At 72.9% G+C, this 21,002-nt stretch carries 21 protein-coding genes and 3 pseudogenes; 12 read left to right on the forward strand and 12 right to left on the reverse strand.

Going from position 1 to position 21,002, the window contains the following annotated elements; translation table 11 throughout:
- Positions 1–450 precede the first annotated feature (450 nt).
- Positions 451–714: pseudogene (gene rplJ, locus JNW87_RS17255) on the forward strand (50S ribosomal protein L10); the annotation flags it as partial.
- Here rplJ and JNW87_RS17260 read toward each other — a convergent pair.
- From JNW87_RS17260 to JNW87_RS17275, 4 genes and pseudogenes are all read right to left on the reverse strand, one after another.
- A complete protein-coding gene (locus tag JNW87_RS17260; protein WP_238454040.1) occupies positions 687–1,643 on the reverse strand; it encodes an asparaginase in 957 nt (318 codons plus the stop codon). The pseudogene rplJ and the gene JNW87_RS17260 sit on opposite strands and share 28 nt — an antisense overlap.
- A gap of 94 nt (positions 1,644–1,737) precedes the next feature.
- Positions 1,738–2,564: pseudogene (locus tag JNW87_RS17265) on the reverse strand (3-keto-5-aminohexanoate cleavage protein).
- A gap of 125 nt (positions 2,565–2,689) precedes the next feature.
- On the reverse strand, positions 2,690–3,802 hold the full coding sequence (locus tag JNW87_RS17270; RefSeq protein ID WP_238454041.1) for a folate-binding protein YgfZ: 1,113 nt from the start codon (positions 3,800–3,802) through the stop codon (positions 2,690–2,692).
- Positions 3,799–4,227: a Fur family transcriptional regulator gene (locus tag JNW87_RS17275; RefSeq protein ID WP_109799722.1), complete on the reverse strand. Its 429-nt coding sequence runs from the start codon at positions 4,225–4,227 to the stop codon at positions 3,799–3,801. The genes JNW87_RS17270 and JNW87_RS17275 overlap by 4 nt, the downstream gene beginning before the upstream one ends.
- 69 nt (positions 4,228–4,296) lie before the next feature.
- On the opposite strand from JNW87_RS17275, the gene JNW87_RS17280 reads away from it, so the two are divergent.
- Complete coding sequence (locus JNW87_RS17280) at positions 4,297–5,145, forward strand: aminotransferase class IV (RefSeq protein WP_238454042.1); 849 nt, start codon at positions 4,297–4,299, stop codon at positions 5,143–5,145.
- 9 nt (positions 5,146–5,154) lie between these two features.
- Here the strand turns inward: JNW87_RS17280 and JNW87_RS17285 are convergent, their stop codons facing one another.
- Positions 5,155–5,742 carry an FABP family protein gene (locus JNW87_RS17285; RefSeq protein WP_109799720.1) on the reverse strand — a complete coding sequence of 196 codons (588 nt, stop codon included), beginning with the start codon at positions 5,740–5,742 and terminating at the stop codon, positions 5,155–5,157.
- 55 nt (positions 5,743–5,797) lie between these two features.
- Entirely contained in the window at positions 5,798–5,902 is a 105-nt protein-coding gene (gene mtfM, locus JNW87_RS40235) for a small membrane protein MtfM (RefSeq protein WP_281180942.1), read from the reverse strand.
- Positions 5,903–5,925: 23 nt separating this feature from the next.
- On the opposite strand from mtfM, the gene JNW87_RS17290 reads away from it, so the two are divergent.
- The 3 genes from JNW87_RS17290 to JNW87_RS17300 all read left to right on the forward strand — a co-directional run bounded on the left by JNW87_RS17290 (position 5,926) and on the right by JNW87_RS17300 (position 8,810).
- On the forward strand, positions 5,926–6,288 hold the full coding sequence (locus JNW87_RS17290) for a DsrE family protein (protein WP_109799719.1): 363 nt from the start codon (positions 5,926–5,928) through the stop codon (positions 6,286–6,288).
- Between the two features lie 90 nt (positions 6,289–6,378).
- Positions 6,379–6,759, forward strand: a complete 381-nt coding sequence (locus tag JNW87_RS17295; RefSeq protein WP_238454043.1) for an SCP2 sterol-binding domain-containing protein — start codon at positions 6,379–6,381, stop codon at positions 6,757–6,759.
- Positions 6,756–8,810 (forward strand): glycogen debranching N-terminal domain-containing protein, encoded by a 2,055-nt coding sequence (locus JNW87_RS17300; RefSeq protein ID WP_238454044.1) that lies wholly within the window; start codon positions 6,756–6,758, stop codon positions 8,808–8,810. Before JNW87_RS17295 ends, JNW87_RS17300 begins: the two co-directional genes overlap by 4 nt.
- A 16-nt stretch (positions 8,811–8,826) precedes the next feature.
- Here JNW87_RS17300 and JNW87_RS17305 read toward each other — a convergent pair whose 3' ends face one another.
- From JNW87_RS17305 to JNW87_RS17325, 6 genes are all read right to left on the reverse strand, one after another.
- On the reverse strand, positions 8,827–9,693 hold the full coding sequence (locus JNW87_RS17305; RefSeq protein WP_238454045.1) for a hypothetical protein: 867 nt from the start codon (positions 9,691–9,693) through the stop codon (positions 8,827–8,829).
- A 154-nt stretch (positions 9,694–9,847) separates the two neighbouring features.
- Complete coding sequence (locus JNW87_RS17310; protein ID WP_109799715.1) at positions 9,848–10,171, reverse strand: DUF1416 domain-containing protein; 324 nt, start codon at positions 10,169–10,171, stop codon at positions 9,848–9,850.
- 5 nt (positions 10,172–10,176) lie between these two features.
- A complete protein-coding gene (locus tag JNW87_RS17315; protein WP_238454046.1) occupies positions 10,177–11,025 on the reverse strand; it encodes a sulfurtransferase in 849 nt (282 codons plus the stop codon).
- A 205-nt stretch (positions 11,026–11,230) separates the two neighbouring features.
- Entirely contained in the window at positions 11,231–11,308 is a 78-nt protein-coding gene (locus tag JNW87_RS41530) for an Ms5788A family Cys-rich leader peptide (RefSeq protein ID WP_311202345.1), read from the reverse strand.
- Between the two features lie 95 nt (positions 11,309–11,403).
- Positions 11,404–12,189, reverse strand: a complete 786-nt coding sequence (locus tag JNW87_RS17320; protein ID WP_238454047.1) for a DUF2993 domain-containing protein — start codon at positions 12,187–12,189, stop codon at positions 11,404–11,406.
- Between the two features lie 80 nt (positions 12,190–12,269).
- The gene (locus JNW87_RS17325; protein ID WP_238454048.1) at positions 12,270–13,325 is read right to left on the reverse strand and encodes a hypothetical protein; all 1,056 of its coding nucleotides are present in this window, start codon (positions 13,323–13,325) and stop codon (positions 12,270–12,272) included.
- Between the two features lie 252 nt (positions 13,326–13,577).
- On the opposite strand from JNW87_RS17325, the pseudogene JNW87_RS17330 reads away from it, so the two are divergent.
- From JNW87_RS17330 to pstB, 7 genes and pseudogenes are all read left to right on the forward strand, one after another.
- A pseudogene (locus tag JNW87_RS17330) lies at positions 13,578–14,290 on the forward strand (winged-helix domain-containing protein).
- A gap of 174 nt (positions 14,291–14,464) precedes the next feature.
- Complete coding sequence (locus JNW87_RS17335; RefSeq protein ID WP_238454049.1) at positions 14,465–15,310, forward strand: polysaccharide deacetylase family protein; 846 nt, start codon at positions 14,465–14,467, stop codon at positions 15,308–15,310.
- Between the two features lie 67 nt (positions 15,311–15,377).
- A complete protein-coding gene (mshD, locus tag JNW87_RS17340) occupies positions 15,378–16,304 on the forward strand; it encodes a mycothiol synthase (protein ID WP_238454050.1) in 927 nt (308 codons plus the stop codon).
- 311 nt (positions 16,305–16,615) lie between these two features.
- Positions 16,616–17,719 carry a phosphate ABC transporter substrate-binding protein PstS gene (pstS, locus tag JNW87_RS17345; RefSeq protein ID WP_238454051.1) on the forward strand — a complete coding sequence of 368 codons (1,104 nt, stop codon included), beginning with the start codon at positions 16,616–16,618 and terminating at the stop codon, positions 17,717–17,719.
- Positions 17,720–17,765: 46 nt separating this feature from the next.
- Positions 17,766–18,854 (forward strand): phosphate ABC transporter permease subunit PstC, encoded by a 1,089-nt coding sequence (gene pstC / locus JNW87_RS17350; protein ID WP_238454052.1) that lies wholly within the window; start codon positions 17,766–17,768, stop codon positions 18,852–18,854.
- The gene (pstA, locus tag JNW87_RS17355; protein ID WP_238454053.1) at positions 18,851–19,939 is read left to right on the forward strand and encodes a phosphate ABC transporter permease PstA; all 1,089 of its coding nucleotides are present in this window, start codon (positions 18,851–18,853) and stop codon (positions 19,937–19,939) included. The genes pstC and pstA overlap by 4 nt, the downstream gene beginning before the upstream one ends.
- Positions 19,940–19,959: 20 nt before the next feature.
- The gene (gene pstB, locus JNW87_RS17360; protein WP_109799705.1) at positions 19,960–20,736 is read left to right on the forward strand and encodes a phosphate ABC transporter ATP-binding protein PstB; all 777 of its coding nucleotides are present in this window, start codon (positions 19,960–19,962) and stop codon (positions 20,734–20,736) included.
- The last annotated feature ends 266 nt before the right edge of the window (positions 20,737–21,002 follow it).

The following is a 21,002-nucleotide window of genomic DNA, read 5'->3' on the forward strand; positions in this document are numbered from 1 at the left end:
TTCCTGCGTACCGGACGGGCGCCGGTGCTGGCCGGCCTGCTCGCCCTCGGCGTCCTCTACGGCGGCGGCCGGGCCCAGCCGGCGGAGGCCTACGGCGCTGGTCGGCTACGCCTGGCGGCGCCGCTCCCGGGCCTGAGGTGACCGGGCGCACTCCCGGGGCGATTTGGCGGTACGCGGACCCGTCGCGTAGCCTGATCCGGTAGTTCCACCCAGAGACCGCTGGTCACCGTGCCCCGGCACGGTCGAAGGTCCCGCGATGACGGGCGACCCGCGCAGGGCGGCAAGCGAAAATCGGTTCTCCCCGTGGTCCGCCGACCATGGTGATCGGGCCGGCCCTCGCCCCGCGCGCCCTGCGCCGGGGCTTTTCTCGTTGTCGTGATGCCTCCGGCGCCGTCGCAGAGCTTCCGCTCGTCGACGGCGACCAGCCTCGAGCAACGAGAGAGGAGGGACATGGCGGACAAGCCGATCCGGGCCGACAAGGCCACGGCCGTCGCTGAGCTGACCGAGAGCTTCCGCAACGCGGGCGCCGCGGTGCTCACCGAGTACCGTGGTCTGACGGTTTCCCAGCTCACCCAGCTGCGGCGCTCGCTCGGCACGGAGACCACCTACACGGTCGCGAAGAACACGCTGGCCAAGCGTGCGGCGACCGAGGCGGGCATCTCCGGCCTCGACGAGCTGTTCACCGGTCAGACGGCGCGGACCGCCCCGACCGGCAGGCCGCCACCGAGCAGCGGCACGTCGGCGTACTCGGTCAGGACCGGAGCGTCGACGCCGAGCCGGCGCAGCGCGGAGACCAGCACGGGCATCCGGGCGCGGGCCGCGCCGTCGTCGATCTTGAGGGCGACCGCGCCGATCCCGGGGACGGCCGCCGCGATGACGCCCTCGGCGCCGACCTTGGCCAGGAGGCCGGGTACGCCCCGCATCAGCCGGGTGTCGTCGGCCTGGGTGCCGCCCACCAGTTCCGGGAACGCCCGCATCGCGTCGGCCACGGTCCGCTCGACGGTGCCCGGCTCGGCCGAGACCAGCCGCAGGTACGCCCGGGCCAGCCCGGTCAGCGAGACGGCGAGCACCGGCGCGCCACAACCGTCGACCCCGACCGCCGCCGCCTCCTCGCCGGTGAACTCCTCGATCGCGGCGGTCAACCGCCGCTGCAACGGGTGGTCGGGCCGCCAGTACCCGTTCAGCGGCCAGCCGGCCGCCAGGCAGGTCAACAGCATTCCGGTGTGCTTGCCGGAGCAGTTCATCTGGATCCGGCTCGGCCCGCCGCCGGCCCGCAGCACGGCCTCCCGGGCCGCGTCGCCCACCGGCAGGTCGGGCGGGCAGTGCAGCGCCGTCTCGTCGAGCCCGCCGCGGCGGAGCAGCGCGCCGACCCGTTCCAGGTGGAACTCCTCGCCGGCGTGGCTGGCCGAGACCAGCGCCACGTCCGCCGGGTCGGTCAACGGCAGGCCGGCGCGGAGCATCCCGACCGCCTGCATCGGCTTGCTGGACGAGCGCGGGAAGATCGGGGAGACCCCGTCCCCGGCGCCGGCCACCACCGCGCCGGCCGCGTCCAGCACCACCACCGAGCCGCGGTGCAGCCCCTCCACGAAGCCGGACCGGACCACCTCGACGAGCGGCACGCCGCCCTCGTACGTCTTTCCCACGAGGTGGACGGTACCGACGGGCCCGGCGGCCCCGGCACCCGGGTGACCAGCGGCGTCGACCGCCGGCGTACAGGGGTGCCGGGCCGGAGCGGGCTTACAGGCCGAGCAGCTGCCGGGCCTCGGCGGCGGTCAGCGGCGGACGCTGGGCGAGCTGGGCGAAGCCGACGGCCCGGGCGACGAGCTGCATGTTGGACTCCACCGGCCGGCCCTTGGCGTACGTCACGGTGTCCTCCATGCCGACCCGCAGGTGCCCGCCGGTCGACAGCGAGGCGAGCATGACCGGGATGGTGCTGCGCCCGATGCCGGTCGCCGAGAAGGTGGTCCCCTCCGGCAGGTCACGGAGCATCTGCTGGGCGGCGACCAGCGTCGCGGTGGTGCCCGGCATCCCGCCCGGCACGCCCATCACGAAGTCGACGTGCACGTGCCCGCCGTGCGGCAGGCCGTACTTGCCGAGCAGCCGCTGGAGGGCGGTCAGGTGGCCGAGCTCGAAGATCTCGTACTCCGGCACGATGCCCTTCTCCTGCATCCGGGTGTGCAGGTCGACGATGAACTCCCAGCGGTTGAGGAAGACGTCGTCGCCGAAGTTGACCGTGCCCATGGTGCAGGAGGCCATGTCCGGCCCGGCGTCCAGCACGGCCAGCCGGGCGACTCCGGGTCGGTCACCGCGCCCCCGGAGGAGAGCTGCACGATCAGGTCGGTGCTCTCCCGCAGCGCGGAAACCGTCGCCCGCAGCCGCCCCTGGTCCAGGGTGGGCTTCGCCTCGTCGTCCCGGATGTGGACGTGGATCACGGCGGCGCCGAGCGCCTCGCACTCCTTGGCGGTCAACAGCAGCTCGTCGAGGGTCACCGGCAGCGCCGGCACCTCCGCCTTGGCCGACTCCGCGCCGGTGGGGGCAACCGTGATCAACGTCCCTGTCGTCATGCCGGGATCCTAGACGGCCCGCCCACCTCCAGTCGACGGCTGACGCGCGTCGTGAAGGAAGATTCGCGTATTGCTGCCCGCGGAAAAGGAAACCTTCCCGCGATACGGGGGTCGGTGCGGCACCCTTACGCCGGGTCGATGGCGGCGGCGGTCTCACCCACCAGCAGCCGGGCGTCGTCGGGCACGTTCCGCTTCAGCACCGCGAGGGCGACCTGGCCCAGCTCGTAGTGGTGCACGGCGGTGCCGACGAAACCGACCGCCCGGCCGTCCAGGGTCACCGGCGTGCCGGCGGCCGGGGGCTGGTCGGTGGTCACCCCGTCCAGGTGCAGCAGGACGAGGCGACGCGGCGGCTTCCCCATGTTGTGCACCCGGGCCACCGTCTCCTGGCCCCGGTAGCAGCCCTTGTCCAGGTGGACGGCCGGACCGATCAGGCCGACCTCGGCCGGGATGGTCCGGTGGTCGGTGTCCACCCCGACCCGGGCCCGCCGGGCGGCCACCCGCACCGCCTCGTACGCCCACAGCCCCGCCACCGGCACCCCGGCCCCCCGCAGCTCATCCACCAGCTGGGTCATCATCACCCGGGGCACCAGCAGGTCCACGCCGAGCGCCACCCGCCGGGCCAGACCGCCGATCGGCAGCGGCTTCACGTCGTACACGACGGTGGGCCGCGGTGGCAGCTCGCCGGCGCGGAACTTCGGGCCCGGCACCGCGACCAGGTCGGGCTCGGCGAGCCCGGCGACGCCGAGGGTGTCCAGCGCACCGCCGGCCTCCGGCCCGACCAGCGAGAGCAGCGCGTAATCGGCGGTGGCGTCGCGCGGGTCCACCTTGCTGAAGAAGCGCATCCGCTCCAGGTATGACAGCAGGCCCTCGGTGGCGCCCGGCTCGGTGTCCAGCCAGGTGGTCTCGCCGTCCTCGGCGACCATGGCGTGCTGCTCGACGTGGCCGTGCGGGGAGAGCACCAGCAGCTCGGTGCCCTGGCCGGCGCTCAGCGTGGCCAGGTGCTGGCTCGTCAGGGTGTGCAGCCACCCGATCCGCTCCGCGCCGGGCACCGCGACGACGCCCCGGTGCGACCGGTCGACCAGGCCGACGGCGGTGGCCAGGGTGCGCTGCTCGCGCATCGGGTCGCCGTAGTGGGCGGCAACGCCCCGCACACCGGCCGCCCGGTGGGCGGGCTCCGGCTGGTCCCGGGTCTCCTCGTCGATCGCCTCGGCGGCCACCGCTCCCGCGATGTCGATCATTTCTGTTCCCCGTCCTCGCAGTGGCCGCAGACGCCGAAGAGCGCCACGTGCCCGATGTCGACCTGGAATCCCCGCTGGGCGGCCAACTGGTCGGCGAGCGGGCGGAGCAGCTCCGGATCGATCTCGTCGATCGCGCCGCACTCCCGGCAGACCAGGTGGACGTGCTGGTGCTCGCCGGCCGCGTGATAGGTCGGCGAGCCGTGCGAAAGGTGGGTGTGGGTCACCAGACCGAGCCGTTCCAGCAGCTCGAGTGTGCGGTAGATGGTGGTGATGTTGACCCCGGCGGCGACCTCCCGGACCGCCGTGTGCACCTGCTCCGGCGTGGCGTGCCCCAGCTCCAGCACCGCCTGGAGCACCAGCTGCCGCTGCGCCGTCAGCCGCAGCCCGCGGGAGCGGAGCAGTTCCGCGAGGGAGGATTCGGACACCGTCCGATCATAGTTCGGCCGCCGCGCCCGACCGGCCGCCGATGTCGTACGCCACTAGGCTCGGCGGTCGTGGTGGCATCGCGGGTGGCCGTGCTCGGGCGGGGCGTCGTACCGGCCGGGGAGCCGGTGCTGCGCGGCGACGACCGGGGCGCGCTGCACGGCGACGGGCTCTTCGAGACGATGCACCTGCGCGACGGACGGCCCTGGCTGCTCGACGCCCACCTGGCCCGGCTGCGGGCCGGCGCGGCGGCCGTCGACCTGTCGCTGCCGCCCGAGGGCGTCCTGGTCGAGCTGCTGGACGCGGTACGCGCGGGCTGGCCGGCCGAGGTGGAGGGGGCGCTGCGGCTGGTCTGCACCCGGGGCCCGGAGGGCGGCGGGCCGCCGACCGTCTGGGCCACCCTCGGCGAGATCCCGGCGGCGGCGAAGCAGGCCCGGCGGGACGGGGTGACCGTGGCCACCCTCCCCCTCGGGGTGCCGGCCGCGGCCCGTACCGCGCTGGGCTGGCTGCCGGCTGGGATCAAGTCCACCTCGTACGGGGTGAGCACCGCGGCCCGCCGCTGGGCGGCCCGCAACGGGGTGGACGACGTGCTGTGGCTCTCCAGCGACGGGTACGTGCTGGAGGGGCCGAGCGCGAACGTGGTCTGGCTGGCCGGCTCGACGCTGTGCACCGTGCCGGCCGCGGCCACCGGCATCCTGCCCGGCGTCACCGCCCGCTGGCTCCTCGACCACGCCGGCGAGCTGGGCCTCACCCCCGGGGAACGGATGGTCACCGTCCCGGAGCTGCGGCGGGCCGGCGGGGTCTGGCTCACCTCGTCCCTGCGCGGCCTCGCCGAGGTGACCGCGCTGCACGGCACGCCCGTGCCCCGCTCCGAGCGGACCGCCGCGCTCCGGAACCTGCTGGCCTTCCCCGTCCCGTGACGGCTCGGGTCAGCCGGCCACCCGGACGAGGCGGGCGGACAGGTGCGGGCTGAGGGCGTGGCCCATGGCGGCCATCTCCTGGGCGTAGAGCAGCGCGCCCTCGACGATGCCGAACAGGCGGGCGCCGGCGGTGACCTCCTTGGCCGTCGCCGTGCGGACCACCGCGTCGGTGGCGAACTCGATCTGGGTGCCCTTGCGCTTGCCGATGTGCAGCTCCATCACGCCGGTCGGCGTGGTCATCAGGGCTTCCAGCTCGTCGGTGACCCGCTCGCCGTCCAGCACCGGACGCCACCAGCCGACCTCACGGCCGGCCGGGCGCACCGGGCGGCTCTGCTCGTCGAGGATCCACGCCCGCGACTCGTAGAACAGGAACGGCCGGCCGTCATGGCTGATCCGGATCTCCTGCGCGAAGTCGAAGTCCTCGATGGTGGGGAAACCGCCGCGCCCGCGACCGCGCCACACCCCGATGTACGGCAGCAGGCCGTCCAGGCTCGGGTGCAGCTTGGGGCCGACGCGCAGGTCGTGGCTCTCCTCGTACGGGTACGGGTCGACCGGCGGCGCGTTCAGCCACGGCGGCTGCAGCGGGTTCTCACTCACTGAACCGTCTCCGTTCGTGACTGCGGGGCTCGCAAACCCGGCTCACTCCTCGCGCTCACCAGTTACCTCTCGACATGCGTACGGCAAGGTAGACCAGGCCACCGGCGAGCGCGCCCAGGCCGGCGACCAGCAGGCTGACGAACCCGATCTCGGTGACCATCCCGGCCATCCTATGCTGGCCCCATGGCCCGCACTCTCGTCGTCAAGGCCACCGCCGGCGCGGACGCCCCGGAGCGGTGCGCGCAGGCATTCACGGTCGCCGCCACGGCGGCAGCCGCCGGGGTCGACGTGTCGCTCTGGCTGACCGGCGAGTCCACCTGGTTCGCGCTGCCCGGGAAGGCACAGGAGTTCGAGTTGCCGCACTCCGCGCCGCTGGCCGAGCTGCTGCACGTGATCCTGGCCACCGGGAAGGTGACGGCCTGCACCCAGTGCGCGGCCCGCCGGGACATCGGTCCCGGCGACGTCATCCCCGGCGTGCGCATCGCCGGGGCGGCGGTCTTCGTCGAGGAGGCGATGGCCGAGGGCGCCCAGGCCCTCGTCTACTGACGCCGGCCGGCCAGCTCCGCCTGGCATGTCCTTTTCGGGCGGAGTACCGATAGTGACCCGACATGTCGGGTCACTGCCTACGATTCGGATGTGGGCGAGGCGATCGAACAGTTCTTCGCGTCACTGCCGGCGCGCGCCCCGGCGGTGCTGCGCAGTCCGATTGCCGGAACCCTTCGGATCGACCTGACCACCGGCAACCGCACCGACCACTGGCTGATCGAGCTGGCCCCCGGCTCCGTCCGGGTCAGGCACGAGCATGGACCGGCCGACGCCGTCTGGACCAGCAGCGCCGGCCTCTTCGAGCGGCTGGTCACCGGGCGCGCCCAGGGCATCGCCTCGGTGCTGCGCAACGAGTGCACGTTCAGCGGCCAGGTGCTGCTCTTCCTCGCCTTCCGGCGCTTCTTCCCCGACCCGCCCGGCACCCGCGACCCCCGACAGACCGCCCGCGAGCAGGCCGGACGGCCGGCATGAAGGAGCGGGTCAGCATCCTCGACGGCAACACCTTCCTGGTCTGCGACCGGCAGGGGGACATCGAGCCGTCCTTCGACTTTCCCACCGGGCTCTTCTCCTTCGACACCCGGTTCCTCTCCACCTGGCTGCTCACCCTCGACGGGCAGCGGCTGCACGCCCTGTCCATCGACGACGCCCAGTCGTACCGGACCCGGTTCTTCCTGGTGCCGGGCGAGCCGACGCACTACCTCGACGCCAAGGTCTCGGTGATCCGCAGCCGCTCGATCGGCGGGAGCTTCGCCGAGGAGCTGACCGTGCTCAACCACTCGGAGCGGGAGGTCGAGTTCGCCCTCCGGCTCGACATGGGCGCCGACTTCGCCGACCTCTTCGAGATCAAGCACGAGCGGCAGAAGAAGGGGCGCACCAGCCCGACGGTCGGCGACAACGAGCTCCGGCTCAGCTACCGCCGGGAGGGGTTCCACCGGGAGGTGGTGATCAGCACCTCCGCCCGCGGCGAGATCGACGACCGGGGCATGACCTTCCGGATCCGGGTCGGCCGGCACGGCGAGTGGACCACCCGGCTGCACGTCGCCACCAACATCTACGGCGCCCGCGGCGAGGACATCCGGGCCACCCTGCCGCTCGGCGGTCGCCGCGGGGCCGCGGACATCCACGCCGAGCAGAACGACCTGATCGACCGGGCGCCGAAGCTCGGCTGCGACTGCCAGTCGCTCGCGGGGGCGTACCGGCGCAGCCTGAACGACCTCGCCGCGCTCCGGTACGAGTCGATCACGCTCGGCGTACGCCTGCTCGCCGCCGGCCTGCCCTGGTTCATGACCCTCTTCGGCCGGGACAGCCTGTTCACCTCGTTGCAGTTGCTGCCGTTCCTGCCGGCACTGGTCCCGCCCACCCTGCTGATGCTGGCCGGGCTCCAGGGCAGCCGGTTGGACGACTTCCGGGACGAGGAACCGGGCAAGATCCTGCACGAGCTCCGGTACGGCGAAACGGCCGGTTTCGAGGAGCAGCCGCACTCCCCCTACTACGGCTCGGCCGACTCCACCCCGCTCTTCGTCATCCTGCTCGACGAGTACGAGCGGTGGACCGGGGACGCCGGCCTGGTCCGTAAACTCGAGTCCCAGGCCCGGGCGGCACTGAACTGGATCGACACCTACGGCGACCTGCTCGGCACCGGGTACGTCTGGTACATGACCCGCAACCCGGAGACCGGCCTGCAGAACCAGTGCTGGAAGGACTCCTGGGACTCGGTCTCCTACCGCGACGGCCGGCTGCCCGCGTTCCCCCGCGCCACCTGCGAGCTTCAGGGGTACGCCTACGACGCGAAGCTCCGCGGCGCCCGGATGGCCCGGAGGATCTGGAACGACCCGGCGTACGCCGACCGGTTGGAGCGGGAGGCCGCGGAGCTGAAGAAGCGGTTCAACCGAGACTTCTGGATCCCGGAGCGCGGGTACTACGCGCTCGCCCTGGACCCGGAGGGGCGGCACATCGACGCCCTCTCCTCCAACATCGGACACCTGCTGTGGAGCGGGATCGTCGACGAGTCCCGGGCCGTGTCAGTCGCCGAGCACCTGCTCGGGCCCCGGCTCTTCTCCGGATGGGGGGTGCGGACCCTCGCCGACGACCAGGGGCGGTACAACCCGATCGGCTACCACGTCGGCACGGTGTGGCCGTTCGACAACTCGATCATCGCCTGGGGGCTGTGGAAGTACGGCTTCCGCGAGGAGGCCGGCCGGATCTGCGAGTCGGTAGTGAGCGCGTCCCGGTTCTTCGACGGCCGGCTGCCGGAGGCGTTCGCCGGCTACGAGCGGGACCTCACCGATTATCCGGTGCAGTACCCGACCGCGTGCAGTCCGCAAGCCTGGTCGGCCGGGACCCCGCTGCTGCTGCTCCGGGTGATGCTGGGCCTCGAACCGCAGGGCGAACACCTGATCATCGACCCCGCCGTCCCCGAGGGGATGGGCCGGGTGGAGTTGCTCGACATCCCCGGTCGCTGGGGCCGCGTGGACGCCCTGGGCCGCAGCCGTAGCCCGCACGACGACACCCGGGGCCACTGACCCGGAGGGGCCGCGGTCAGCGGCGGCAGATCGCGGCGACGGTCAGCCGGACCCGCCCGTCGACGCGTTCGGCCACCACCGTGCGGCTCGACCGGTAGGCGTACAGCTCGGTGGTGGCGCGGACCTGCAGGGTGCCGTCGCTGAACCGCGACAGCGCGCCCGGCAGCGTCGGCCGGTCGGGCCGGTCCGGCGCCGAGACGGCCGTGGCCGTCCGGGCCGTCGCGCCGTCCGGGCAGGGCGCGGCGGAGACCTCCACCGGGCCCGCCGCGCCGCCGAAACCACCCAGCAGCTCGGTGACCATGGCCGCCTCCGACCCGCCGTCGGCGGTGGGGGCGCGGTAGCCGGCGCCCACCGGTCGGCAGCCGGTCTCGGCGGTGAGCCGGACCCGGCCCGACCCGGTGGAGCGACCCTCCACGGCGACGAACTCACCGGCGTCGGCGCGCAGCACCGGCCCCTCGTCGGTCACCCGGACCCCGGCCCGCCAGTCCGCCGGCAGCCGGTCGGCCACCCGCTGGAGCAGCCCGCGCGCGTCGTCGTCGGCGAGGAGCACCTCCACCCCGCGGGTCAGCGCGGCGCCGTCCGCGAACGGGGTGACCCGGCAGCCCCGCCGGAGCACGTCCGGCACGAGCCAGGCCGCGCCGCCGTCGCCCGCCGCCGCCAGCAGCTCACCCACCGCCCGGTCGACCACCGGCCCGGCCTCGGCCAGGCTGCGCTGCTCGCGCACGGTCGGCGGGTCGTCGCGGACGGAGATCCAGGTCAGCACGGCGAGCAGCACCGCCCACGCCACGGTCGCGGCCGGCAGCCAGCGCAGCCGCCGCCGGCCGGGGGCCGGCTGGTCGGGACCGGTCGGCGGGGCGTACCCGGCCTGGACAGCACCACTCACCGGGCCATGGTGTCACGCGGCGGCCCGCCCCCGGCGCCAGCCCGTGCACAGGTACGACCACCCCGGTCACGGGACCGGGCCCCGGCGGGACGGCCGACGGGGCCGGTCACCCCGGGCCGGGGCGAGCGGCCCCGTGGGCCGATCAGAGCGTGGGTCAGGCGGCGACCGTGACGGTCACCTCGTTGATCCCGCGGGTGGCGGTAACGGCGGTGTCGCCGTTGCCGTGCCGGGAGAGCGCCCGCAGGGTCCAGCTGCCCGGCGCCGCGAAGAACCGGAACTGGCCGGCCGGGGAGGTGACCACCTCGGCGGTGAACTCACCGGTGGAGTCGAGCAGCCGGACGTACGCGCCCGGCACGACCTCGCCGGACTCGGCCAGCACCTGGCCGGTGATGACGGTTTCCTTCTCCAGGTCCAGGCTGGCCGGCAGCGGCGCGGCCTGGTCGGGAGCCGCGCAACCGGCGGCGGTGGGAGCGGTCATGGAAATCAGGCCTCCCCGGGCTCGTCGCCGAGCGCGATCGGCACGCCGATCAGCGAACCGTACTCGGTCCAGGAGCCGTCGTAGTTCTTCACGTTCCGGTGCCCGAGCAGCTCCTGGAGCACGAACCAGGAGTGCGAGGAGCGCTCGCCGATCCGGCAGTACGCGATCGTCTCCTTGCTGTCGTCCAGGCCGGCGGCGGCGTAGATCCTGCGCAGCTCGTCGTCGGACTTGAAGGTGCCGTCCTCGTTGGCCGCCTTGGACCACGGCACGCTGATCGCGGTGGGCACGTGGCCCGCCCGCTGCGCCTGCTCCTGCGGCAGGTGGGCGGGGGCGAGCAGCCGGCCGGCGTACTCGTCGGGGCTGCGCACGTCGACCAGGTTCTTGGTGCCGATGGCGTCGACCACCTCGTCCCGGAAGGCGCGGATCGAGCGGTCGGGCTCCTGCGCGACGTACTGCGTCGCCGGGCGCTCGACCTTGTCGGTGACCAGCGGGCGGGCGTCCAGCTCCCACTTCTTGCGGCCGCCGTCGAGCAGCTTCACGTCGCGGTGCCCGTAGAGCTTGAAGTACCAGTACGCGTACGCGGCGAACCAGTTGTTGTTGCCGCCGTACAGGATCACGGCGTCGTCGTTGGCGATGCCGCGCTCGGAGAGCAGCGTCTCGAACTGGGCCTTGTCGAGGAAGTCCCGGCGGACCGGGTCCTGGAGGTCGGTGCGCCAGTCGAGCTTGATCGCGCCGGCGATGTGGCCGGTGTCGTAGGCCGAGGTGTCCTCGTCGACCTCGACGAAGACGACGCCCGGGGCGTCGATGTTCTTCTCGGCCCACTCGGCCGAGACGAGTGCGGTGTCGCGACTCATCAGATCACTCCCTGGTGAGGATGGATGGTGAGCCAGCGCGCGGAGGTCGAAGTCGATGATTGTCGCACCACGCGCGGGACCCAGAGCTAGGAACGGGATCACGGGTTCGTGCGACGGCGCCGCTGCCGGGCGATCAGGGGGGCACCGGAGGGTACGCGGACCCTGCGTGCCGGTGGCCGCTAGGCGGCCGAGGACAGCCCCGCCGTCAGATGACGGGGCGACACAGGCAGGTGGCCACGCGGCACAGGTCGACCGCGCGCCGTTTGGTGAGGAGTGTCCCCATGAGCAGGCAGCCTACCAGCCGGCCCTCGGGGCGCCACCGGACCGACCAGCATCCGGGACGCCGCTCCCGGGCGGTGGTGGGCGCGGCGTGGCCGGTCAGCCGGCCGAGTTGATGGGTACGTCCCGCGCGTCGGCGGTCACCGTCAGCCCCTCCGGCTTCGGCTCGACCGTGCGGACGTTGAGCTGGAACGGCAGCTCGGGCAAGGGCACGTCGACCGAGATGCCCTTGGCGTAGTTGGCCAGCAGCGTCCGGGCCAGCGGCACGTTGGGCAGCCCCTCGGCGTTCAGGTTGTTGAAGCGCAGCGCCACCTTGTTGTCCCTGACGGTCACGTCGGCGGTGCCGACGACGGTGAGCTTGACGCCGAGGATGTCGACCGGAGCGGTGACGGCCAGCTTGCCGCGCTGCTCCCCGAGGGTCAGCCCGGGCCGGTCGAGCAGCTTGGCCAGGCTGTCGTAGGTGATGGTGCCGCGACCGTCCACGCGCTCGGCGACCACCTCGCCCTGACCGGAACGGATGGTGTCCAGCGAGGCCCGCACGTCGCGGGCGTCCACGTCGAGTCGCGGCACGCTGACCGTGTCGCCCCGCACCGGACCCTGCACGTCGGTCAGCACGATCGAGATGTGCTCGTACTTCCCGGCCAGCACCTGGGTCAGGAACGGGAAGCCGCCGACCTGGACCTGCGGCGCGGCGGACTGCGCGTCCTGCTTGGCGACCTCCTGCTTCACCTGGTCGGCGATGGCCCGCTCGGCCACGCCGGCCGCCACCCGGTCGGCGACCACCAGCAGCCCGGCCAGGACCAGTAGCAGGACGACGAACCCGATCAGCACCTTGCGCCCGCGCCGCCGGGGCCGTTCCTCGTACGCCGCCTCGGCCTGTGACACGCCGCCTCCTGTGTTCGCTGTCGGTCGCCGCGGTGCGGCGCACCGGTAGTACCCGATGGCTGGATCGCTCAATCGCCGGCTCAGAGGAAGAGCACGCACATGGCGTACGCGGCGGGCGCGGCCAGCGCGAAACCGCCGAGCGGGCCCTGCATGTGCCGGGCCACCCACATGGTCGGCGCCTCGCCGGCCATCAGCCGGCCCGCCTCCGCGTACCCGACGGCGAGGTCGGCCAGCACCGCGGTGGCCGCGGTGACCAGGCCGATCAGGGCGGCGCTGGTCGGGGTGAAGCCGACCAGGTAGCTGCCGAGCACCGCGCTGACCAGGGTGCCGACCATCGCGCCGACGACCACGCCGGCCGCACCCCGGGGCACCTGGGGGGCGAGCCGCGGCCAGGGCGCCACCGCGTCGGTCAGCCGGGCCACGGTGAGCGCGGCGCCGGTCGCGGTCAGGCAGACGGTGATGGCCTGGGTGCCGGCCGGGATCCGGCTCAGCACGATCAGGGTCCCGAACGCGACCACGCCGACCACGATGAGCAGCGTGCCGCCGAGCGAGTCGGTCACCCGGACCCGGTCGACCCGGCGGACGAGCTGACCGAGCACGCCGAGGACGAAGCCGCCGACCGCCGCGTACCCGAGGGGGGCCAGGCCGGCGATCTCCGACTGCACGGCGGCGGTGTCGGCCGCGGCGGCGACACCGGCGCTGACCAGGGCGACCAGCAGCAGCGCGGGCGGCCGCATGGCCATCGTCCAGGCCAGCACGAAGAGCAGTTGGACGCCGAAGATGATGAACGCGAACGGCAGCCGGTGCCCGGGCCCGGCGGTCTGCGCGCCGAGCACCAGGCCCACGCCGAGCAGTGCGGCGAACCCGGCGACGGTGAGCGCGAGCGGTCGGCGTACCGCGACCGGCTCCACCTCCTCCTCGGCGGTGTCGTCGGCGGGCTCGTCGTCGGGCCGCCGGGCCGGGCCGCCCTTGCGGAGCCGGCGGGGACCACTCCGCTCCCGCCGCTCCCCGCCCTCGTCGGCGGCCGGGCCGGTACGCGGGCCCGGCGGGTAGCCACGGGAGGGGTCGGCCGGCGCCGGACGGGCGCCGCCGGCCCAGGGGTCGCGGCCGGTCTCGGGCGAGGTGGAGGGAAACACGCCCCGATCGTGCCAGACCGGGCCGCCCCGGCGTAGGTCACGGTTTCGGCAACGTTAAAACCTGCGCCGCGATCAGGGGCAGATCAGACAAAGCGGAAAGGGCACGGAGGTGAAGCCGGGGCGATCGGTTACGCTCAAGCCGTTACCCGCCCGTCAGCGACGCCGGGACCCACGCAAGTTCTCAGCGCCACCCCGGTCGGGCGTGCCGCTGTTCGCGCGCGGTCGAAGGGCCGCCGGGACGGAGGTGATCGTGTGGAGCTCCTGCTGCTGGTGACCGCGCGCGCAGGTGAGCCATCGGCGGTGCTGCCGGCACTCGACCTGCTGCCGCACTCGGTCCGCACCGCGCCCCGCGACGTCCGCACGCTGGTCAGCGGGCCCAGCCCGGACGCGGTCCTGGTGGACGCCCGCGCCGAGCTGAGCGAGGCCCGGGCCACCTGCCGGATGCTGCACGCCACCGGGCTCGGCGTGCCGCTGGTCGCGGTGGTCACCGAGGCCGGCCTGATCGCGCTCAACGCCGACTGGGGCGTGGACGACGTCATCCTGGCCGGGGCCGGCCGGCCGAGGTGGAGGCCCGGCTGCGGCTCGCGGTGGGCCGGATCAGCAACGCGACGGCGGGGGCCGGCGGCTCGATCCGGGCCGGCGAGCTGACCATCGACCCCGACACCTACGCGGCGAAGCTCAAGGGCCGCCCGCTCGACCTCACCTACAAGGAGTTCGAGCTGCTGAAGTTCCTGGCCCAGCACCCGGGCCGGGTGTTCACCCGGGACCAGCTGCTGCGCGAGGTCTGGGGCTACGACTACTTCGGCGGCACCCGTACGGTCGACGTGCACGTCCGGCGGTTGCGCGCCAAGCTCGGCTCGGAGTACGAGTCGATGATCGGGACCGTCCGCCAGGTCGGCTACAAGTTCGTCGTCCCGCCGTCCCGTTCGTTGCCCGAGTCGGAGCCCGCCCCGCTGTCGGTCTGACCGGCTGTTCGACCAATACACCCCCTTAGGGGCCCATTTTACGTTCGCCCGTTCTGCCCGACCTGCCCAGTTTTAGGCTGACTGCCGGGTCGACACAAAGGGGGCGACGGTGGGCGTGATCATCACGGGGGCGACGACAGGACCGGGCCCCGATCCGAACAGCCGGGGCTTCTGATGCCCCGGTCGACGCTGCGGGCCACCGGGGTCGTGACGCTGGTGGCGGCCGCGCTGCTCGGCTCGGCGTACGCGCTGGGCCGCAGCCTCCTCCCCGACCAGCCGGGACACGGCACCGGCGTGACGGCGAGCGTCAACAGCCCGCGCTACGGCGACCAGCCGCCGAGCCCGGCCGACTCCCCGGAGGCCCCCTCGGCGAGCCCCACTCGGGAGGACCGCCGGCCCTCCGCCGACGGCGGCGAGGGGCCCTTCGGCAGCCTGGTCTCCACCGGCTCCTCCCGGGTGGCGCTCACCTTCGACGACGGGCCGGACCCGCTGTACACCCCCGAGGTGCTCGCGCTCCTGCGGGAGTACAACGTCAAGGCCACCTTCTGCGTGGTGGGCGAGAACGTGGAGAGCCACCCGGACCTGGTCCAGCAGATCGTGGCCGAGGGCCACACCCTCTGCAACCACTCGTGGAACCACGACATCGACCTGGGCACGCGCCCGCCCGACGAGATCCGGGCCGACCTGCTCCGCACCAACGAGGCGATCCGGGCCGCGGTGCCCGGCGCGCCGATCGCGTACTACCGGCAGCCCGGCGGGGCCTGGACCTACCGGGTGGCGTCGGTCTGCGGGGAGCTGGGCATGGCGCCGCTGCACTGGGCGGTCGACCCGGCCGACTGGACCGTGCCCGGCGTCGCGAAGATCACCGCCACGGTGCTGACCCAGACCGCGCCCGGCGCGATCGTGCTGATGCACGACGCCGGCGGGGACCGTGCCGGCACCGTGGCGGCGCTGCGGTACCTCCTGCCCGAGCTGATGAGCCGGTTCCAACTGGAGGCGCTGCCCACCGGCACCACGTGACGGGAGTCGCGCTGCCGGTCCCCGCGTCCGGCGCGGGCGGCCGGGCGCGGGCCGCTACGGTGACGGGATGAGCAGCACCGCGCCGACCGCCGACCGTGTCGCCCGCGCCGACCGGCTGGCGCCGGTCGAGGTGGCCGAGGTGCTGGCGCTGGCCCGCACGGCCGGGGACGCCGACGGCGCGGACCCGCTCGACGAGCACGTGCTGCGCCGGCTGCGGGACCCGGAGGCGCCCGCGGTGCACCTCACCGCCCGGGCCGCCGACGGGACGCTCACCGGCTACGCCCACCTGGACACCACCGACGCCACCGGCGGCATCGGGGTGGAGCTGGTGGTGCACCCCACGTACCGGCGGCGCGGCACCGGCCGGACGCTGGCCCGGGGTGTGCTGGCCGCGGCGTCCGGTCCACTGCGCGCGTGGGCGCACGGCGACCATCCGTCCGCCGCCGCGCTCGCGGTCGACCTGGGCTTCACCCGCGCCCGGGTGCTCTGGCAGCTCCGCCGGCCGCTCACCGCCGCACTGCCGGAGGTACGCCTGCCCGACGGGGTGGAGCTGCGCGCCTTCCAGCCGGGCGTGGACGACGAGGCATGGCTGGCGCTCAACAACCTGGCCTTCGCCGCGCACCCGGAGCAGGGCGGCTGGACCCCGGCCGACCTGCGGGTACGCCTCGCCGAGCCGTGGTTCGACCCGGCCGGCTTCCTGCTCGCCGTGCAGTCCGCCACCGGCCGGCTGCTCGGCTTCCACTGGACCAAAGTGCACGAGCGCCCCGGGTCCGCCCGGACCGGGGAGGTCTACGTGCTCGGGGTCGACCCGTCCGCGCACGGCGGCGGCCTCGGCAAGGCGCTGACCACCGCCGGGCTCGCGTACCTGCGGGACCGGCGGGGCCTGGACCGGGTGATGCTCTACGTCGACGAGTCGAACGCGGGGGCGATGGCGCTCTACGAGCGGCTCGGCTTCGCCCGCTGGTCCGGCCACGTCAACTACCAGCTCGGCTGACTCCCCACCCCGGCCCTCCGGGCGACCGTCGCGTCCGGAAGATCGGTCACGATGGTGTCACGGGGTGGGCTCGGCCCGGTAACGGCTGTCCTGATAAATAGCATTAATAGCGATAGTGGGCCGCGAGTTCACTTAACGGACAACCCCCACTCAGCCCACGGTCACCCCGTCGGACGGACCTGTTCATCTTCCGTTCACTTCCGACCGGCGAACCGTCCACCTGGCACTTCTAACTTTCAGGTCAGCCGGTCAGCGCCGGCCCCCGGCCTCGTCCGGGCGACTGACCAAAGACGTGAAGGGAAACCCCTCAGGTGAAGCTCCAGCGGCACGGCGCCATTGCCTGCCTCGCTCTCACTGCGGTGCTCGGTCTCAGCGCTTGCGGCTCGGACAACAACGAGCCGACCGGCACCTCCGCCTCCGGCTCCGCGGCCGCGGTCGACTGCGGCAAGGGCACGCTGAACGCGCAGGGCTCCTCCGCGCAGAAGAACGCGATGGCCGAGTGGATCAAGGCGTACCAGCAGAAGTGCGCCGGCACCACGATCAACTACGAGCCCACCGGCTCCGGCGCGGGCATCCAGGCCTTCATCGCCGGCACCGCCGACTTCGCCGGCTCCGACTCGGCCCTCAAGCCGGAGGAGCAGCCGCAGGCCGACGCCAAGTGCGCGGGCGGCCAGGCGCTCAACCTGCCGATGGTGATCGGCCCGGTGGCCGTCGTCTACAACGTCAGCGGCGTGGACAACCTCCAGCTCAAGCCGGCCACCCTGGCGAAGATCTTCGCCGGCACGGTGACCAAGTGGGACGACGCGGCCATCAAGGCCGACAACCCGGACGCCAAGCTGCCGGCCACCGCGATCCAGGCGGTGCACCGCTCCGACGAGTCGGGCACGACCGACAACTTCACCAAGTACCTCGCCAAGACCGCCGAGGCGGACTGGACCTTCGGCAACGCCAAGGCGTGGAAGGCCCCGGGTGGCGTGGGCGCCGCCAAGTCCGACGGTGTCGCCAGCAAGGTCAAGGGCACCGACGGCACCATCAGCTACGTCGAGTGGTCGTACGCCGAGAACGGCGGCCTGAAGAAGGCCAAGGTGCAGAACGGCGCCGGCGAGTGGGCCGAGCTCACCGCCGAGTCGGCCGGCAAGACCATCGCCGGGGCCAAGTTCGAGGGCCAGGGCGACGACCTGAAGATGTCGATCGACTACAACACCAAGGAGGCCGGGGCCTACCCGATCGTCCTGGCGACCTACGAGATCGTCTGCAGCAAGGGCCTGGCCGCCGACAAGCTGCCGCTGGTCAAGGGCCTGCTGAGCCACGCCGCCAGCGCCGAGGGTCAGGCCGACCTGGTCGAGCTGGGCTACGCCCCGCTGCCGGACTCGGTCCGCACCAAGGTCGAGGCCGCGGTCAAGAACCTCTCCTGACCTCCTCCGAGCAACACCACCTCCTCAATTCGAAGCGAGCGAGCAGATGGGTGAAACCCCTCACCGCTCGGCACACGCCGGCACCGGCGGGACCCGCGTGACCTCCGGTCACGACTGGCCCGCCGGTGCCTCGGCGCGTGTGGCCGAGACCTCAGGCAACCCTCGTACCCCGATCGGGAACGGACTGGGCGGCGGCGGTGGCCTGCCCAAGGCCCGGGCCTTCGGCGCGGAACGGGCCTTCCGCGGCCTCACCCTCGCCGCCGGCGCCGCCGTGCTGGTCATCATCGCGGCGATCGCGGTCTTCCTGATCGCCAAGGCCGTGCCGGCTCTGCGGGCGAACACCGAGGACTTCTGGACCTTCGAGGGCTGGTTCCCGAACGACAACCCGCCCAAGTTCGGCATCGGCGCGCTCGCCTTCGGCACCGTGCTCACCGCGCTGCTGGCGCTGCTCGTCGCGGTGCCGGTCGCGCTGGGCATCGCCCTCTACCTCACGCACTACGCCCCGCGCCGGATCGGCACCGGCCTCGGCTTCGTGATCGACCTGCTGGCCGCCGTGCCCAGCGTGGTCTTCGGCCTGTGGGGCCGGGACTACCTCGTCGGACCGATCACGGACCTGTCGACCTGGCTGAACAAGTACTTCAGCTGGATCCCGATCTTCGGCGACGGCCCGTACGGGAACTCGATCCTGCTCGGCTCCCTGGTGCTGGCGATCATGGTGCTGCCGATCATCACCTCGCTCTCCCGCGAGGTGTTCCTGCAGACCCCGACCGCGAACGAGGAGGCCGCCCTCGCGCTGGGCGCCACCCGCTGGGAGATGCTGCGCACCGCCGTGCTGCCGTACGGGCGCCCGGGCATCATCGCCGCGGTGATGCTCGGCCTGGGTCGCGCGCTCGGCGAGACCATCGCGCTGGCGCTGACCCTCGGCTCCACCTACGCCATCTCGTTCAACGTCCTGCAAAGCGGCGGCAACACCATCGCCGCGAACATCGCGAACCGGTTCGCCGAGGCGAACGACACCGGTCGGGGCGCGCTGATCGCCTCCGGCCTGGTGCTCTTCGCGATCACGCTGATCGTCAACATCACCGCCCGGGCGATCATCTACCGCCGCCGCGAGTTCACGGAGTCGGCCGCATGACAACGACTGTCACCACCCACCGCCCGCGGCCGCCGGCGCAGCCGGCCACGCTGCGGGCCAAGCGGCTGCCGAGGTACGCCGCGCCCGCCATCGCCGTCGCGGCCCTGCTGGTCGCCGCCGGGGTCGTCTACGGCCTCGGCATCGGCGGCCCCGTCCTGGTGGTGGTCCTCGGCGCGCTGTTCTACCTGGCCGGGCTCTTCACCGCCGCGAACGCGGTCGAGGGGCGGCGGGCGGCCCGCAACCGCACCTGGAGCGCGCTGATCCACTCGGCCTTCGTGCTGGCGGTGCTGCCGCTGGCCTCGGTGGTCTGGACCCTGGTCAGCAAGGGCGTCGAACGGCTCGACGGGAACTTCTTCGGCACCTCGATGAACAACATCGGGGCCCGGGACGCGAACGGCGGCGCCTACCACGCCATCATCGGCACGCTGGAGCAGGTCGGCATCGCGACCCTGATCACCGTCCCGCTCGGGGTGCTCTGCGCGATCTACATCGTCGAGTACGGCCGGGGCAGGTTCGCCTTCGCCATCCGGTTCTTCGTCGACGTGATGACCGGCATCCCGTCCATCGTCACCGGCCTCTTCGTGCTGGCGTTCTGGGTGCTGATCGTTTCGCCGTGGTTCAACGACGGGCGGCCGGGATTCTCCGGCTTCGCCGCGGCGCTGGCCCTGAGCGTGCTGATGCTCCCGACCGTGGTGCGCTCCACCGAGGAGATGCTCCGCCTCGTCCCGGCGCCGCTGCGGGAGGGCGCGTACGCCCTCGGCGTGCCGAAGTGGAAGACCATCCTGCGGGTTGTTCTGCCGACCGCGCTGCCGGGCATCGTCACCGGCATCATGCTCGCCATCGCGCGGGCCGCCGGTGAGACCGCCCCGGTACTGCTCGTCGCCGGCGGCGGCGCGGCGATCAACTTCAACCCGTTCGAGAACAACCAGTCGTCGCTGGCTCTCTTCGTCTACCAGCAGGCCGGCGAGGCCTCGAAGTACTCGCCGGCGCGGGCGTGGACCGCGGCGCTGACCCTGGTCGCCCTCGTACTCGTCCTGACCATCGCGGCGAAGTTGCTGGCCCGTCGCAACCGGCTCGGCCGATGAACCCCGGAGGTACCGCCATCATGGCCAAGCGCATCGAAGCCACCAACGTCACCGCGTACTACGGCGCCTTCAAGGCGATCGAGAACATCAACCTGACCGTCGAACCGAAGACGGTCACCGCCCTGATCGGCCCGTCCGGCTGCGGCAAGTCCACCTTCCTGCGGTCCATCAACCGGATGCACGAGGTGCTCCCCGGCGCCCGGGTCGAGGGCAGCCTGACGATCGACGACCAGGACATCTACGACCGGGACGTGGACGTCACCGCGGTCCGCCGGATGATCGGCATGGTCTTCCAGCGGCCGAACCCGTTCCCCACCATGAGCATCTTCGAGAACGTGGTGGCCGGCCTGCGGCTCAACGGCATCCGCAGGAAGTCGATCCTGGAGGAGGCGGCCGAGAAGGCGCTCCGCTCGGCGAACCTCTGGGACGAGGTCAAGGACCGGCTCGGCAAGCCGGGCGCCGGCCTGTCCGGCGGTCAGCAGCAGCGGCTCTGCATCGCCCGCACCATCGCCGTCGAGCCCCAGGTGGTGCTGATGGACGAGCCCTGCTCGGCGCTGGACCCCATCTCGACGCTGGCCATCGAGGACCTGATGTTCCAGCTCAAGGACAAGTTCACCATCGTCATCGTCACGCACAACATGCAGCAGGCCGCCCGGGTGTCGGACCGGACCGCCTTCTTCTCCATCGAGAAGACCGGTGACCCGGGCCGGCTGATCGAGTACGACAACACCCAGAAGATCTTCAGCAACCCGAGCGTGAAGAAGACCGAGGACTACATCACCGGCCGCTTCGGCTGAGCCGCTGGTTCCCGGTCCGCGAGGGGCGTCGGTCGAGTCGACCGACGCCCCTCGGCGTCTTCACCGCAACGCCGCGAAGAACCGGCGGATGTCGGCCACCAGCAAGCACCTGACAGCGCCCCACCGCCATGAAGAGCAGGACGACGGGGAGGCGCTGTGGGGCACGGAGGCTTCACTGGCGCATCTGCACGGCGGGCCGCTCGACGGTGTGCAGCGGGAGCTGCCCGACGGGCCCGGCGACATCGTGGAATTCACCCACGAGGCGC

This window comes from Micromonospora sp. ATA51 (genome assembly GCF_016802855.1).
GTDB classification, from domain to species: Bacteria; Actinomycetota; Actinomycetes; order Mycobacteriales; family Micromonosporaceae; genus Micromonospora; species Micromonospora sicca.

Coding starts and splice junctions, on each gene's coding strand:
- JNW87_RS17310 (WP_109799715.1), bottom strand. CDS start 10,171: ATGACCGCTCCCACCGCCGCCGGTTGCGCGGCTCCCGACCAGGCCGCG.
- pstC (WP_238454052.1), top strand. CDS start 17,766: ATGGGTGAAACCCCTCACCGCTCGGCACACGCCGGCACCGGCGGGACC.
- JNW87_RS41530 (WP_311202345.1), bottom strand. CDS start 11,308: ATGGGGACACTCCTCACCAAACGGCGCGCGGTCGACCTGTGCCGCGTG.
- mshD (WP_238454050.1), top strand. CDS start 15,378: ATGAGCAGCACCGCGCCGACCGCCGACCGTGTCGCCCGCGCCGACCGG.
- mtfM (WP_281180942.1), bottom strand. CDS start 5,902: ATGGTCACCGAGATCGGGTTCGTCAGCCTGCTGGTCGCCGGCCTGGGC.
- JNW87_RS17270 (WP_238454041.1), bottom strand. CDS start 3,802: ATGATCGACATCGCGGGAGCGGTGGCCGCCGAGGCGATCGACGAGGAG.
- JNW87_RS17290 (WP_109799719.1), top strand. CDS start 5,926: ATGGCCCGCACTCTCGTCGTCAAGGCCACCGCCGGCGCGGACGCCCCG.
- JNW87_RS17315 (WP_238454046.1), bottom strand. CDS start 11,025: ATGAGTCGCGACACCGCACTCGTCTCGGCCGAGTGGGCCGAGAAGAAC.
- JNW87_RS17335 (WP_238454049.1), top strand. CDS start 14,465: ATGCCCCGGTCGACGCTGCGGGCCACCGGGGTCGTGACGCTGGTGGCG.
- JNW87_RS17300 (WP_238454044.1), top strand. CDS start 6,756: ATGAAGGAGCGGGTCAGCATCCTCGACGGCAACACCTTCCTGGTCTGC.
- pstA (WP_238454053.1), top strand. CDS start 18,851: ATGACAACGACTGTCACCACCCACCGCCCGCGGCCGCCGGCGCAGCCG.
- pstB (WP_109799705.1), top strand. CDS start 19,960: ATGGCCAAGCGCATCGAAGCCACCAACGTCACCGCGTACTACGGCGCC.